Annotated in this window: 17 protein-coding genes; 4 read left to right on the forward strand and 13 right to left on the reverse strand. The window is 28.1% G+C overall.

What is annotated here, in order from left to right; genetic code table 11:
* Position 1 precedes the first annotated feature (1 nt).
* From atpD to rplU, 13 genes are read right to left on the reverse strand one after another with little or no spacing between them, the layout of a single operon-like run.
* Positions 2 to 1,399 carry a F0F1 ATP synthase subunit beta gene (gene atpD / locus AVBRAN_RS07935; RefSeq protein ID WP_214117371.1) on the reverse strand — a complete coding sequence of 466 codons (1,398 nt, stop codon included), beginning with the start codon at positions 1,397 to 1,399 and terminating at the stop codon, positions 2 to 4.
* An 8-nt stretch (positions 1,400 to 1,407) separates the two neighbouring features.
* Positions 1,408 to 2,286, reverse strand: a complete 879-nt coding sequence (gene atpG / locus AVBRAN_RS07940; protein WP_214117372.1) for an ATP synthase F1 subunit gamma — start codon at positions 2,284 to 2,286, stop codon at positions 1,408 to 1,410.
* Between the two features lie 8 nt (positions 2,287 to 2,294).
* Entirely contained in the window at positions 2,295 to 3,800 is a 1,506-nt protein-coding gene (atpA, locus tag AVBRAN_RS07945) for a F0F1 ATP synthase subunit alpha (RefSeq protein ID WP_214117373.1), read from the reverse strand.
* An 11-nt stretch (positions 3,801 to 3,811) separates the two neighbouring features.
* Complete coding sequence (locus AVBRAN_RS07950; RefSeq protein ID WP_214117374.1) at positions 3,812 to 4,318, reverse strand: F0F1 ATP synthase subunit delta; 507 nt, start codon at positions 4,316 to 4,318, stop codon at positions 3,812 to 3,814.
* The gene (locus AVBRAN_RS07955; RefSeq protein WP_214117375.1) at positions 4,318 to 4,806 is read right to left on the reverse strand and encodes a hypothetical protein; all 489 of its coding nucleotides are present in this window, start codon (positions 4,804 to 4,806) and stop codon (positions 4,318 to 4,320) included. Before AVBRAN_RS07955 ends, AVBRAN_RS07950 begins: the two co-directional genes overlap by 1 nt.
* Before the next feature lie 9 nt (positions 4,807 to 4,815).
* Positions 4,816 to 5,241, reverse strand: a complete 426-nt coding sequence (locus AVBRAN_RS07960) for a F0F1 ATP synthase subunit B' (RefSeq protein ID WP_214117376.1) — start codon at positions 5,239 to 5,241, stop codon at positions 4,816 to 4,818.
* 60 nt (positions 5,242 to 5,301) lie between these two features.
* A complete protein-coding gene (locus AVBRAN_RS07965) occupies positions 5,302 to 6,183 on the reverse strand; it encodes a ParB/RepB/Spo0J family partition protein (protein WP_214117377.1) in 882 nt (293 codons plus the stop codon).
* Positions 6,184 to 6,186: 3 nt separating this feature from the next.
* Positions 6,187 to 6,957: a ParA family protein gene (locus AVBRAN_RS07970; RefSeq protein ID WP_214117378.1), complete on the reverse strand. Its 771-nt coding sequence runs from the start codon at positions 6,955 to 6,957 to the stop codon at positions 6,187 to 6,189.
* On the reverse strand, positions 6,954 to 7,691 hold the full coding sequence (locus AVBRAN_RS07975) for a biotin--[acetyl-CoA-carboxylase] ligase (RefSeq protein ID WP_239802997.1): 738 nt from the start codon (positions 7,689 to 7,691) through the stop codon (positions 6,954 to 6,956). The genes AVBRAN_RS07970 and AVBRAN_RS07975 overlap by 4 nt, the downstream gene beginning before the upstream one ends.
* Positions 7,684 to 8,592 (reverse strand): methionyl-tRNA formyltransferase, encoded by a 909-nt coding sequence (fmt, locus tag AVBRAN_RS07980; protein WP_239802998.1) that lies wholly within the window; start codon positions 8,590 to 8,592, stop codon positions 7,684 to 7,686. Before fmt ends, AVBRAN_RS07975 begins: the two co-directional genes overlap by 8 nt.
* Positions 8,593 to 8,616: 24 nt before the next feature.
* The gene (obgE, locus tag AVBRAN_RS07985) at positions 8,617 to 9,609 is read right to left on the reverse strand and encodes a GTPase ObgE (protein ID WP_239802999.1); all 993 of its coding nucleotides are present in this window, start codon (positions 9,607 to 9,609) and stop codon (positions 8,617 to 8,619) included.
* A 24-nt stretch (positions 9,610 to 9,633) separates the two neighbouring features.
* On the reverse strand, positions 9,634 to 9,891 hold the full coding sequence (rpmA, locus tag AVBRAN_RS07990) for a 50S ribosomal protein L27 (protein ID WP_214117382.1): 258 nt from the start codon (positions 9,889 to 9,891) through the stop codon (positions 9,634 to 9,636).
* An 11-nt stretch (positions 9,892 to 9,902) separates the two neighbouring features.
* Entirely contained in the window at positions 9,903 to 10,211 is a 309-nt protein-coding gene (gene rplU / locus AVBRAN_RS07995; protein ID WP_214117383.1) for a 50S ribosomal protein L21, read from the reverse strand.
* Between the two features lie 182 nt (positions 10,212 to 10,393).
* Here rplU and AVBRAN_RS08000 point away from each other — a divergent pair, with 182 nt between their 5' ends.
* The 4 genes from AVBRAN_RS08000 to hsrA all read left to right on the forward strand — a co-directional run bounded on the left by AVBRAN_RS08000 (position 10,394) and on the right by hsrA (position 13,208).
* Complete coding sequence (locus AVBRAN_RS08000; protein ID WP_214120243.1) at positions 10,394 to 11,512, forward strand: PilZ domain-containing protein; 1,119 nt, start codon at positions 10,394 to 10,396, stop codon at positions 11,510 to 11,512.
* A gap of 57 nt (positions 11,513 to 11,569) precedes the next feature.
* Positions 11,570 to 12,160, forward strand: coding sequence for a glycerol-3-phosphate 1-O-acyltransferase PlsY (plsY, locus tag AVBRAN_RS08005; RefSeq protein ID WP_239803732.1), 591 nt, complete (start codon positions 11,570 to 11,572; stop codon positions 12,158 to 12,160).
* Positions 12,145 to 12,462 carry a dihydroneopterin aldolase gene (locus tag AVBRAN_RS08010; RefSeq protein WP_214117386.1) on the forward strand — a complete coding sequence of 106 codons (318 nt, stop codon included), beginning with the start codon at positions 12,145 to 12,147 and terminating at the stop codon, positions 12,460 to 12,462. Before plsY ends, AVBRAN_RS08010 begins: the two co-directional genes overlap by 16 nt.
* Positions 12,463 to 12,536: 74 nt before the next feature.
* Complete coding sequence (hsrA, locus tag AVBRAN_RS08015; protein WP_214117387.1) at positions 12,537 to 13,208, forward strand: response regulator transcription factor; 672 nt, start codon at positions 12,537 to 12,539, stop codon at positions 13,206 to 13,208.
* The last annotated feature ends 37 nt before the right edge of the window (positions 13,209 to 13,245 follow it).

Below are 13,245 nucleotides of genomic sequence, written 5' to 3' on the forward strand. Positions count from 1 at the left end.
ATTAAGCCTTTAATTTTTCTGCTTTCTTAATAGCCTCTTCAATATTTCCTACCATATAAAATGCGTTTTCAGGTAAGTCATCATATTTACCTTCTAATATACCTTTAAATCCAGCTATAGTTTCTTCAAGGCTTATATATTTTCCAGGACTACCTGTGAAAACTTCAGCTACGAAGAATGGTTGTGATAGGAATTTCTCAATTTTTCTAGCTCTTTCAACAACTAATTTATCTTCTTCGCTAAGTTCATCCATACCTAAAATAGCTATGATATCTTGTAAATCTTTATATTTTTGAAGCACACTTTGAACTCCACGAGCTACCTTATAATGCTCTTCACCAATAATTTGTGGGTCAAGCATTCTTGAAGTTGAATCAAGTGGATCAACCGCAGGATAAATTCCTTTTTCAGCAATACTTCTATTTAAAACCGTTGTAGCATCTAGGTGAGCAAAAACAGTTGCAGGCGCTGGGTCTGTTAAGTCATCAGCAGGAACATAAACAGCTTGAACTGAAGTAATTGAACCTTTTTTAGTTGATGTAATTCTTTCTTGGAATTTACCCATTTCACTTGCTAAAGTTGGCTGATAACCAACAGCTGAAGGAATACGACCAAGTAAAGCCGACATTTCTGAACCTGATTGAGAAAATCTAAAGATATTATCAATAAACATTAAAACATCAAGTCCCATTTCATCTCTAAAATATTCAGCCATTGTAAGACCTGTTAAAGCAATACGATTTCTTGCCCCTGGTGGTTCATTCATTTGACCATAGCATAAAGCAACTTTATCTAAAACATTACTTTCTTTCATTTCATTATAAAGGTCATTTCCTTCACGAGTTCTCTCACCAACACCAGCAAATACTGAATAACCACTATGTTTAAATGCAACATTGTGAATTAATTCCATAATAATAACTGTTTTACCAACACCAGCACCACCAAATAATCCTACTTTACCACCTTTTGCATAAGGAGCAAGTAAATCAACTACTTTAATACCAGTTTCAAATATTTCACTTTTTGTGCTTTGGTCTTCAAATTTAGGTGGTTCTCTATGAATAGCCCATTTTGTTTCATAATTTTCTGGAGCACCTTCATCAATTAAATCTCCAACCACATTGAAAATTCTTCCTAAAACTTTTTCCCCAACAGGAACACTAATTGGAGCACCTAAGCTAACAGCTTTAGTTCCTCTTACTAAACCATCAGTCATATCCATAGCAATAGTTCTTACACGGCCATCACCTAAATGTGCTGCTACTTCTAATATTAAACGAATTTGCTTACCTTCAACCTCATAATTTACTTCAATAGCTTCATTGATTTGTGGTAAATAATCGCTAAATTCAACATCTACAACAGGTCCTAATACCTGAGATATAAATCCTTGCATATATTCTCCTATTCTTTCATTGATTCAACACCACTGATAATTTCAATTAATTCAGTAGTTATGCTTTCTTGTCTTGCTTTATTATAAGCTAAATTAAGTTCTTTAACCCTTGCTTTAGCATTATTAGTTGCGTTATCCATTGCTTGCATTCTAGCACTATGTTCAGCTGCTAAACTATCTATCAATGAATAAAACATACTATATTCTATATATCTTTTTAATAATTCTTCTAAAACTTCCTTTTCTTCAGGTTCAATTTCTAATAAAGAATTTGAATTAGTAATTTCAGAATTACTTGAATCTACAGGTAATAAATTACACACTGATAATTCTTGAGAAATCATATTTTTATAGCCATTATGAACTAATATTATCTTATCAGTTAATGCTTTTTCATAATCACTAATAGCTAAATTAATAATTTCTCTAGCTTTTTCATAATCAGGTGAAGAACTAACGCCTGTATATTTATCTAGTATTTCAATTTTTTGAAAATTAAAAAACTCAATACCAACTTTTCCTATAGCTCTTAATCTAGTTTTAATACCTTTTTCTTTATTTTCTTTAATAATTTTACTAACTTCTTTTAAAGTTTTGATATTAAAACCACCGCACAAACCTTTGTCCGAAGTAATAAATACAACATCCACAATCTTAATCTCATGCTTACCAAAAAATCTACTATCTTTAGCCATATCAAATTGATTTAACTTAAATGAAATTTCTTGCATAACCTCTTGCAATTTACTTGCATATACTTTAGACTTCTTAGCAAGCTCTTCTGCTTTTTTTAATTTAGCAGTAGAAACTAATTTCATAGCATTAGTAGTCTTTTGAGTATTATGAACGCTCTTTATTTTTCTTTTTATCTCTTTTAAATTCGCCATTACAAAACCTACGCTTGTGTTGCTTTAAACTCATTTAATAAATTTTTAATTTTATCTTCTAAATCACTATCTAAAGCTTTTTTAACTCTAATTTGCTCAAAAATCTCAGGAGACTTTGTTTCAATATAAGCATATAAATCATTTTCAAATTTAGTAATCTTATCTACAGCAATATCATCTAAAAATCCTCTAGTACCTGCATAAATTAGAACTATTTGCTTTTCAATAGCTAATGGGCTATATGGAGGTTGTTTTAATACTTCAACCATTCTTTGACCACGCTCTAATTGTTTTCTTGAACTCTCATCTAAATCACTTGCAAATTGTGCAAATGCTTGTAATTCACGATATTGCGCAAGGTCTAATCTTAATGTTCCTGATACTTGTTTTGTAGCTTTAATTTGAGCAGAACCACCTACCCTAGATACTGATAAACCTACGTTAATAGCAGGACGAATACCTGAGTTAAATAAATCTGTTTCTAAGAATATTTGTCCATCTGTAATTGAAATAACATTAGTTGGAATATATGCTGAAACATCTCCTGCTTGAGTTTCAATAATAGGTAAAGCTGTTAACGAACCTGCACCTAAAGCATCACTTAATTTTGAAGCTCTTTCTAATAATCTTGAATGTAGATAGAATACATCGCCTGGATAAGCTTCACGACCTGGAGGACGGCGTAAAATCAAGCTCATTTCACGATAAGCTACTGCGTGCTTACTTAAATCATCATATACTATTAAAGCATGTTTGCTATTGTCTCTAAAATACTCACCCATTGTAACGCCTGTATAAGGAGCAAGGTATTGAAGAGCCGCTGAATCACTCGCAGTTGCACTTACTACTATTGTATAATCCATAGCCCCATGTTCTTCAAGTTTTTTAACAACTTGCGCAACAGTGCTTTGTTTTTGTCCAATAGCTACATAAATACATACAACATTTTGACCTTTTTGATTAATTATAGTATCTACTGCTACGGTTGTTTTACCTGTTTGTCTATCTCCAATAATCAACTCTCTTTGACCGCGACCAATTGGAACAAGGGCATCAATTGCTTTAATACCTGTTTGTAATGGTTCATGAACGCTTTTTCTAGCCATAATACCTTTAGCTTTTTCTTCAACAAATGCAGTTTTTGTAGTATTTATAACACCTTTTGCGTCGATTGGCTCTCCTAAAGCATTAACAACACGACCAATTAATTCTTCACCAACTGGAACTTTTAATAATTGTTTTAATCTTTTAACAGAGCTACCTTCTTTAATATTTGAAAAACTTCCTAAAACTACAACACCAACACTATTTTCTTCAAGGTTTAATGCCATACCTTTTTCGCCATTTTCAAATTCAACCATTTCTCCTGCCATAACATTTTTTAATCCAAAAACATTAGCAACACCATCAGCTATTGAAATAACTTTACCAGTTTCTTCAATTTCTAAATTTAAATTAAAATTCTCAATTCTTTCTTTAATAATTGAGCTAATTTCATTTGCGTTAAAACTCACTGTTACTCCTCTTAAATTGCTTTCATTATATGCTGTTTGATTTTATCTTTTAATGAAGTTTCTGATACTATTATTTCATATCCTAAGTCTTCAATATAAATCTTTATTTCATTTTTATCATGAATTATATTTTTTAGTTTTATTTCTTTTTTAAAATAATTTGATAATTCTTTTTCGTGCTTTAATATATCATTATCACTAATTTTTTCTTTAGAATAAATATCAGCATAATAAATATTATTTTCTAAAGCTAATTTTTTAACTAATCCATCATAAACAACTGGAACTTTATCAAGTTTATTATTTACTCCTAATACCTTTAAAAAATTAATAATTTCTTTTTTGTTTGTATTAGATAAACTCACTAAAAACTCTATCTTTTTATCTAAGCTAATGCCAACTGCATTTATTATCACTAATGTTTTTTTATCTTTAAAGGCTTCTTTTAAAATCTCAAAACAAGATATAAATTCTTCCCTATCTTTTCTTTGCATTATTATATTTACATACTTTTCCATTAGCTAACTTTCCTTGAAACAATATCTAACAAATCAGATTGTTTTAAATTAACATTAGTATTTAAAAGCTCTTCTATAAGTTCATTGACAACTTCTTCTTTAGCCTTTTTCTCTTCAAATATTTTTTGCTCTTCATAAGATTTTTTCATATTTTCTATCTCATTATTAGCATCTTTTAAAATATTTTCATTTAATTTTATAGCTTGTTCTTTAGCTAATTCTATTAGCTTATCAGCCTCGTTATTAGCTATCTCTATTTTTTTAATTGCTTCTTCTTTATTTTTTTTAGCCTCATCTAAGCTTTTTTCTATTGATACTAATCTATTTTTAATATTATCAATTCTATCACAATATATCTTTTTAATTGTTTTAGCAAGTAATAAATACATCATAACAGCAAAAATTACAAAATTTATAGTTCTATAGAAAATATCTGTATCACTAGCTAACAAATAAGTAGGTAATAAAATCCATATTAATCTGTTCATAAAGCAACCTTAAATTTTTTCTATACTTGCTCTTAAAGCATTTTCACACTGAAACAAATCAGCTTTCAACTCATTTTTAAACTGAATTTTTTTTGCTTCAAGTTCAGTTAAAAATTTCTGATAGTCTAAATCAAGACTAGCCTTTTTTTCTGCTATAGCTTTGCTTGCTTGCTCTTTTGCTACGGCAACTTGCTCGCTTTTGATGGCTTGAGCTTTAGCTCTTGCATCAGCATAAATCTTAGCAATTAATGTTTCATTATTACTAGCGTCTGTGTTATTTTGCTGAATTCTAGCTTCATCTTCTTTTATACCATCATCTCTATTTTTCATAAAGGTTAGCAATGGTTTGTATAAGATGTAATCTAAAATCCAAAGCAATATTAAAAACAACATAGCTGTTAATAACATCATTTTAAGATCTAAGTCATCAAACATACATTCTCCTTATTTTGATAAAACTTTATATTAACATAAAAAAATCAAATAATATTTAAATTATAAGTTTTTTATAGCATTTTCAACAAAATTTTTAGTATTTTCTTGATTTAAATTAAATATAAGTTTGCCATTTTGTATTTTAAAATCTATTTTAAATTCTTTTAATTTTTTTAACAAACTATCATCAATTATGTTATTTGTATTTTTACCCTTGAGTTTATTTGCTAGTTTTTCACAATCTCTAACATTTAATTTTTGACCAATAATTGTATTTACTAAAATCTTTTCATCTTCTTTTTGACCTGCTATTACTTTAGCATGACCTGCACTTAATTTGCCATCAATAATTAATTTTTGAGTATCTTCACTAAGAGTAAGTAATCTTAAAGTATTTGCTATATTTGCTCTACTTTTTTGAATACTATGCGCTAATTCTTCTTGAGTAATTTTTCTAACTCTCATTAACTCTTTATAAGCTAAAGCAAGTTCAATAGGATTTAAATCTTCTCTTTGAATATTTTCAAGTAAAGCTAATTCTCTTGTTTTACTTGAATCTATATTTGCAATAATTGCTTTAATTTTTGTTTCACCTAAAGCTTTAATAGCCCTTAATCTTCTCTCGCCAGCAATTAAAAAATATTTAGTTACTTTTTCTAAATTTTCTCCATTTTCCATTGCCTTTTCACAAAGCTCATCAGCATCTATTACAACAATTGGTTGTAATAATCCGTGATTTTTAATGGAATTAGCAAGTTCATTTATACTATCTTCATTAAAACTTTTTCTTGGCTGATATGGATTTGGAGTTATATCATCTATACTAATATCTCTTATAGTATCTAAATCACTTCTAAAAACTCCACTTAACTCATCATCATAAGCTAAAGATATATCATCTAAAATACTACTAAAATCTGAACCTAAAGATTTTTTTGCCATTTTCTATCCTATTAAAGAATGTGCTAAGCTTTGATAAGCAACACAACCTGGAGATTTTATATCATACAATATTATAGGTTTTCCAAAACTTGGACTTTCTGCTAGTTTTACATTTCTTGGAATTATTACTATCTCTCCATCTTTTCTAAATAACTTGCCACTTAAATGCTTTTTAAGTTCGGCAACCGTATCCTTTGAAAGATTATTCTGTGGGCTATACATAGTAGGTAAAATTCCCCTTATTCTTAATTTAGGATTTATTGCTTCTCTTATATTATGAATTGTCCTTAAAATATGTGCCAAACCTTCTAATGCTAAATATTCACATTGAATCGGGATTATTACATCAGTGCTTGCTGCAAGTGCATTAATTGTGATATTTCCTAATGCAGGTGGCGAATCTATTATTATATAATCATATCTATTTACAACATCTTTTAAAGCTTTTCTTAAAATTTGTTTATTATTTACACCTGTTCCTAATTCTTGCTCAAAATTAGTAAGAACAATATTTGATGGAGCAAGGTCTAGTTTATTCAAACTTGTCTTTAAAATAATCTCATCTAATGTTTTTTTACCACTTAATACATGATATATATTAAATTCAAAATCACTTCTTTTAAATCCGTAGCCTGTGGTAGCATTACCTTGTGGATCCATATCTATTAGTAAAACACTTTTTTCAGCTACCGCAAGAGAAGCTGCTAAATTCACTGCCGTTGTTGTTTTACCTACCCCACCTTTTTGATTAGCTATTGTTATAATTTCACTCATCTTAAACTATATATCCTTTTGTTATCTACTAAAATAGAACCATCTTCATATAATTTTACATCATTTAATGAATAAGTATTATCATCATTTTTAAAATAAAACGATCTACTTAATTCAAAATCACTCTTATAATAATCAAAAATTTCTTTCCAAGAAATATTAAGATTTATTCTATCAAAAAAAGTTTTAAGTAATGTTGAATATGAAATATCTATATCTAAAATATTAGCATCTACTGGTGCTGTAGTTATGTTTATACCAATACCACAAACTAATTTATCTTTTATTTTTGCAGTGATTAGTCCTCCAATTTTTTTATTATCTAAATAAAAATCATTAGGCCATTTGATAAAAACTTTTGAACCAAATTCTTTTAAGACTATTTTCATTATCATAGAATAATATATACTAGCTGATTGAATAGGTAAATCATCTGGTAAATTATCATTAAAAAAAGATAAATATAAATTATTTTTTATATCTAAATTAAATTTATTATATTCATCAAAAAATATAAAATCTATATCTTTAAAATACTGATTATGAATCTTAGAATTTATATTGCCAAATGAATCGGTATTATCGCTAACCCAATTTCTATTACAAGAGCCAATTCCGTTAGTTTGTTTAAGCGTAGCCAATGCAAATGCGTGTTCTTTAAAACCATTTCTAATAGCATTTATAAGCTCAACTTGAGTTGAACTTATACAATTACAAAAAGCTAGATTATACAATGCTATCTCCTTGTTTTAACCTTTTACCATTTACATATACATTAGCATCTAAAGACTTTTTACCTGCATCTTGCAATTTATAAACTTTTAAGCTGCCTTTTTTACAAGTTAAAATTAAATAATTTTTACCTATTTCTTTTATAAGCCCTTCTTTATTATCACTTTCACATTCATTCAATTCAAGTTCATTTAGCTTTAAACCATTTTCTAAAAATATATTAGGCCAATCATAAAATGCTAAATATTTTTGGTATATTTCTTTAGCATTATTTAGCTCAATTAAACCATCTTGTTTTTTAATAATTTTTGTATGAGTTGCCTTTGAATCATCTTGTTTAATAGGTTGAAAATAATTTGGATTTTCTAAAAATTCCAAAAGCATTTTTGTTGATAATTTAGACATTTTGTCAAATACTTGTGGAGAATTTAAATCCTTAATATTTAATTCTTGTTGATATAAAATATCTCCAGTATCAAGACCTATATCCATATTCATAAGTGTAACTCCACTTACAATATCACCATTTAAAATAGCACTTTGTATAGGTGAAGCTCCTCTATAATAAGGAAGTAAACTAGCGTGAGTATTAATACAAGTTGCTATGTCTAAAATCTCTTTTGGCAGTATTTTTCCATAAGCTGCAACTATTATAAAATCTGGTTTTTTATTGCTAATTAAATTTCTAATCTCTTCATTATTTCTTAAGCTTTTTGGTTGTGCTAATTCTAAGTTTAGTTTTAACGCAATCTCTTTTACCGGACTTGGAGTTAATATTTTTTTTCTTCCAACTTCTTTATCTGTTTGGGTTAAAACTAGACTTACATTATGAAATTTACTAAGCTCTTCTAAAATAAATGCCGAAAATTCGGGCGTGCCCATAAATACTATATTTTTTTTCATGATATACCTAAAAATTAAGATATGTTATTCAAATAACATTTTTGATAAAGATAATTTTAACTCTTTAATACCATCATTAGTAACTGAAGATATTTTTGTAACAAAAACTAAATTATCATATCTTTTTAAATACTCATTTAAAAGTTCTAATTCTTGAATTAAATTCTCTTTAGCCACATCACATCTTGTGATTGCAACTGCAAATTTAAAATCATTCAAGCCATAAGCTTCAAGTTCTTTATATAAGTTGATAAATTGTTCTTTAACGCTCATTTCTTTAAAACTATCTAGCATAAATAATAAGCATTTTGACCTTGATATGTGTTTTAAGAACTCATATCCTAAACCTTTTCCTTCGCTAGCACCTTCTATAATTCCTGGTATATCAGCCATTACAAACGAGTAATCATTAATATCTACAACACCTAATTTTGGAGTAAGAGTTGTAAATTCATAATCAGCAATTTCTGGCTTAGCATTACTTACTATACTAATTAAAGTAGATTTTCCAACATTAGGATATCCAACTAATCCAACATCAGCAATTAATTTTAATTCAAGTCTTACTTCTAGACTTTCTCCTTTTTTGCCAGGTTGAGCGTATGTAGGTCTTTGATTAACAGAACTTTTAAAGTGTCTATTTCCAAGGCCACCTAAACCACCATTTAGTAAGACTATTTGCTCTCCTAAACTCGTAAAGTCATGTAAGATTTCATTGGTATTAATATCAATAATTTGAGTACCTATTGGAACCTTTATTTCTAAATTCTCACCTTTTTTACCACTTTTATTTCTAGGTAATCCACAATCACCATTACTAGCCTTTAAATGTGTTTTGCCTTTAAAATGTGCTAAAGTATGAAGATTATTATCACAAATAACCACTACATCGCCACCTCGACCGCCATCGCCGCCATCAGGACCACCTAGTGGTACATGTTTTTCACGGCGAAATGAGCTAGCACCCGCTCCGCCGTTACCAGAGCTCAGCCTAATTTTTATACTATCAACAAACATTACCTAAGCTCCTTTTAATTTAAATTATACTGCAGGATATACAGAAACTTTTTTGCGGTTTTTGTCTTTTCTTTCAAATTTAACAAAACCATCAACTAAAGCAAAAATAGTATGATCTCTTCCCATACCAACATTTGCTCCTGCGTGAGTTGCTGTTCCTCTTTGGCGAATAATAATATTTCCAGCTCTTACAAATTCTCCACCAAATTTTTTAACACCTAAACGTCTACCTATAGAATCTCTATTATTTTGAGTTGAACCTTGACCTTTCTTGTGTGCCATTGTATTTCTCCTTACGCTTTAATTTCTTTTACTACTACGCGAGTAAATTGTCTTCTAAAACCTCTTTTTAATTTAGAGTCTTTTCTTCTTCTTTTCTTAAAAATTACAACTTTTTTATCTTTTCCTTCGTTGATAACTTCAAGAACAACTTTCGCTCCACTAACAAAAGGGGTACCGATTTTTAATTCTTTATCGTTAACAGCTAAAACATCTGTAACTTCTACGATAGACTTTTTCTCTGCTTCAAAGCGATCTAACTTTAATTCGTCGCCAACACTTACTTTGTACTGCTTACCGCTATGTTTAAAAATAGCATACATAATTCATCCTTTGTAATTTAGTAAGTCCCATCAAGCACTTTAAATATTAGAAATTTAAAGATTTAAATAAGCTTAAATGAGTTGTAAAAAGCGAATACTATCAAAAAATCATTAATTTTTATTTAAAAATTTATTTTTTTTGCTACACTAATGCTATTTTTAGTTTAAAAGGAAACAAAAACATGAGTTTTGAAGGAAGAGACGAACTAGTTAATTCTAGTATTAATTATTTTGAAAAATATACACACAAATTTATTAATAACATACAAGCTTATTATAGAAGCGAAGGCAAAATTTTATCAAAAAATTGTGAAGATGCTTACGAAGAATTATTTTCTATGTTACTAACAAAAGATTTTAGTATAGAAAGAGGTAAGGAATTAGCCAAGACAAAAGACTTTGATAGAGCTTGCTTTTTTGAATTTTTATTAAAAACTTATATAGATTTTTCTAAGCATATTATGAATAATGGATTAAACAATAAATTAGTTGTTAATCTCGCCTTTGCATTAGAAAGATATGGTTCAATTTTTTGCACAATTTGTCACGATTCTACGACTGCACAAAGTTCAATTAATGTATTTTCAGCAAGTAGTTCTGGTGGATTTTTTATACACGAGAATTTTATAGATACATTTAAAAAAATGTATTCTGTAGGAGAAAAATTAGAATTTTTAAATCTTTATAATGGTGTTCCTGTTAGAACTTACGGAGAAATTTTACAAGTTGAAGATGCGAGTATAGTTGTAAAAGTTGATTTAATGCAAATTTTAGCTATGAAAGAAGAAGATTGCGCTTATATAGTTCAAAATCAATATTTGCAAAAAAATATTAAAGCAAATATTTTATCTGTTAATATTGTAAATTGCACGGTAACTTTAAATAATTTTGAAAGCCAACCATATATGCACGCATTAAAAAGAGCATATCCTAGAGTGCATCCTAATGAATTTACTAAAATAGCACTAACTCATGAAGATGGAAGGGTTGCTAATGGAAAATTATTTGATATTTCAGAGGGTGGAATTGGTGTTGTTTCTAATGAAGATGTAGGATTTAAAAGAGGTGATATTTTATCATCTTATATTTGTTTACATATGCCTCATTCAAATGAAGCAGTTGAGTTTAATTTAAAATTTAAATTAGTTGTTTTAATTGTGTATCAAAATGCTTACAGATATTGTTTAGAGATTTTACCAGACCAAGAAGATGCTAAAAAAATTCAAGAATTTGCAAGCAGAAGAGTAGAAGAAACTTTAGTAGAGCTTAAAAATCAATTAAGCCTATATAAAAGAGATTAAGATATGAATTTTATTACATTCATAATTGATTTGTTTACAAATAATAATTTAATTTGTATGCTAATAGCCTATTTAATAGGCTCAATTCCTTTTGGATTAATATATGCTAAAAAATTTGCGAATGTTGATATTAAATCTCAAGGTTCAAAAAGCATAGGAGCTACAAATGTATTAAGAGTTGTAAAACAAGTTAATCCAAAATTAGCTAAAAAATTAGCAATAGCTACTATGTTAAGTGATTTTTTAAAAGCTATGCTTCCAATTTGTATTGCTATGTTTTTAGATATAAGTGAAGCAACAATTTGGGCTATGGCAGTTCTTAGTGTTATAGGACATTGCTATAGCATATTTTTAAGCTTTAATGGCGGTAAAGGCGTAGCTAGTGGGGCTGGAGCTTTAATACTATTAGTTCCTTATTCTGTAATTATAGGTCTTATTTTTTGGCTAATAATCGGAAAAGTATTTAAAATATCTAGCTTAGCATCATTAATAGGATTTAGTATTGGAGTAATTAGTGCAGAATTTTTATACCCTAATATTAGTATTAATTCTCACGCACCAATATATTTAATATTATTTTTTGTGTTCTATAAACATATACCAAATATTATTAGATTGATTTTTAAAGACGAATGCAAAGTCATATAAAAATAAAAACAAAATTTAAATGTATAATAGGCTTATTGGAATTTGAAAGATTAGAAAAACAAACAATAAGCCTAAAAATAAATGCAAAAGCTGATAGTTTTTTAGACTATGCTAAAGTAACTAAATTATCAAAAAAATATTTAAAATCAAAAAAATTCTTTACCTTAGAAAAAGCTAATAAAAAACTAGCAAAAAAAATAAAAATCAAATTTCCACAACTAAAAAAAATAAAAATTGAGATTATTAAATTAGAGATTATGAAAAATACAAAACTTAGTGCTAAATACAAAAAAAAATATTAAAATAACTTTAAAAAAACTTGAATATTTGCTTAAATTGTGTTAGCATAACCTTAATTTTACTTTAAGGAAAAAAAATGCGTATTTTAGTAGTGGAAGATGAAATATCTTTAAACAAGACACTAGCCGAAGGTTTAACTGAATATGGCTATCAAATAGATGCGTGCGAAAATTGTAAAGATGCTGAATATTATATCGGTATTAGAAACTACGATTTAGTATTGACAGATTGGATGCTTCCTGATGGTGATGGCACTGACTTAATACATGTTGTAAAACATAAATCTTCAAGAACTTCAATCATAATTTTATCTGCAAAAGATGATAAAGAAAGTGAAATAAGCGCTTTAAAAGCAGGTGCTGATGATTACATTAAAAAACCTTTTGATTTTAATGTATTATTAGCTAGAATTGAAGCAAGACTTAGATTTGGTGGGTCAAATACAATTAAAATTGATAATTTAGAAATAGACCCAGATGAAGAAAAAATTACTTATAAAGGTAAAGAAATTGAATTAAAAGGTAAACCTTTTGAAGTATTAACCCATCTTGCAAGACACTCTGATCAAATAGTATCAAAAGAACAATTATTAGATGCAATTTGGGAAGAACCTGAACTTGTAACTCCTAATGTAATTGAAGTTGCAATCAATCAAATTAGGCAAAAAATGGATAAGCCTTTAGGTATCTCAACTATTGAAACAATAAGAAGAAGAGGCTATAGATTTTGCTTTCCCAAAAAAGCATAAGAAATAAATTTTTCTTGCAACTAGCATCTACTATTAC

This window comes from Campylobacter sp. RM12651 (assembly GCF_022369475.1).
In the GTDB taxonomy this organism is placed as follows: Bacteria; Campylobacterota; Campylobacteria; order Campylobacterales; family Campylobacteraceae; genus Campylobacter_E.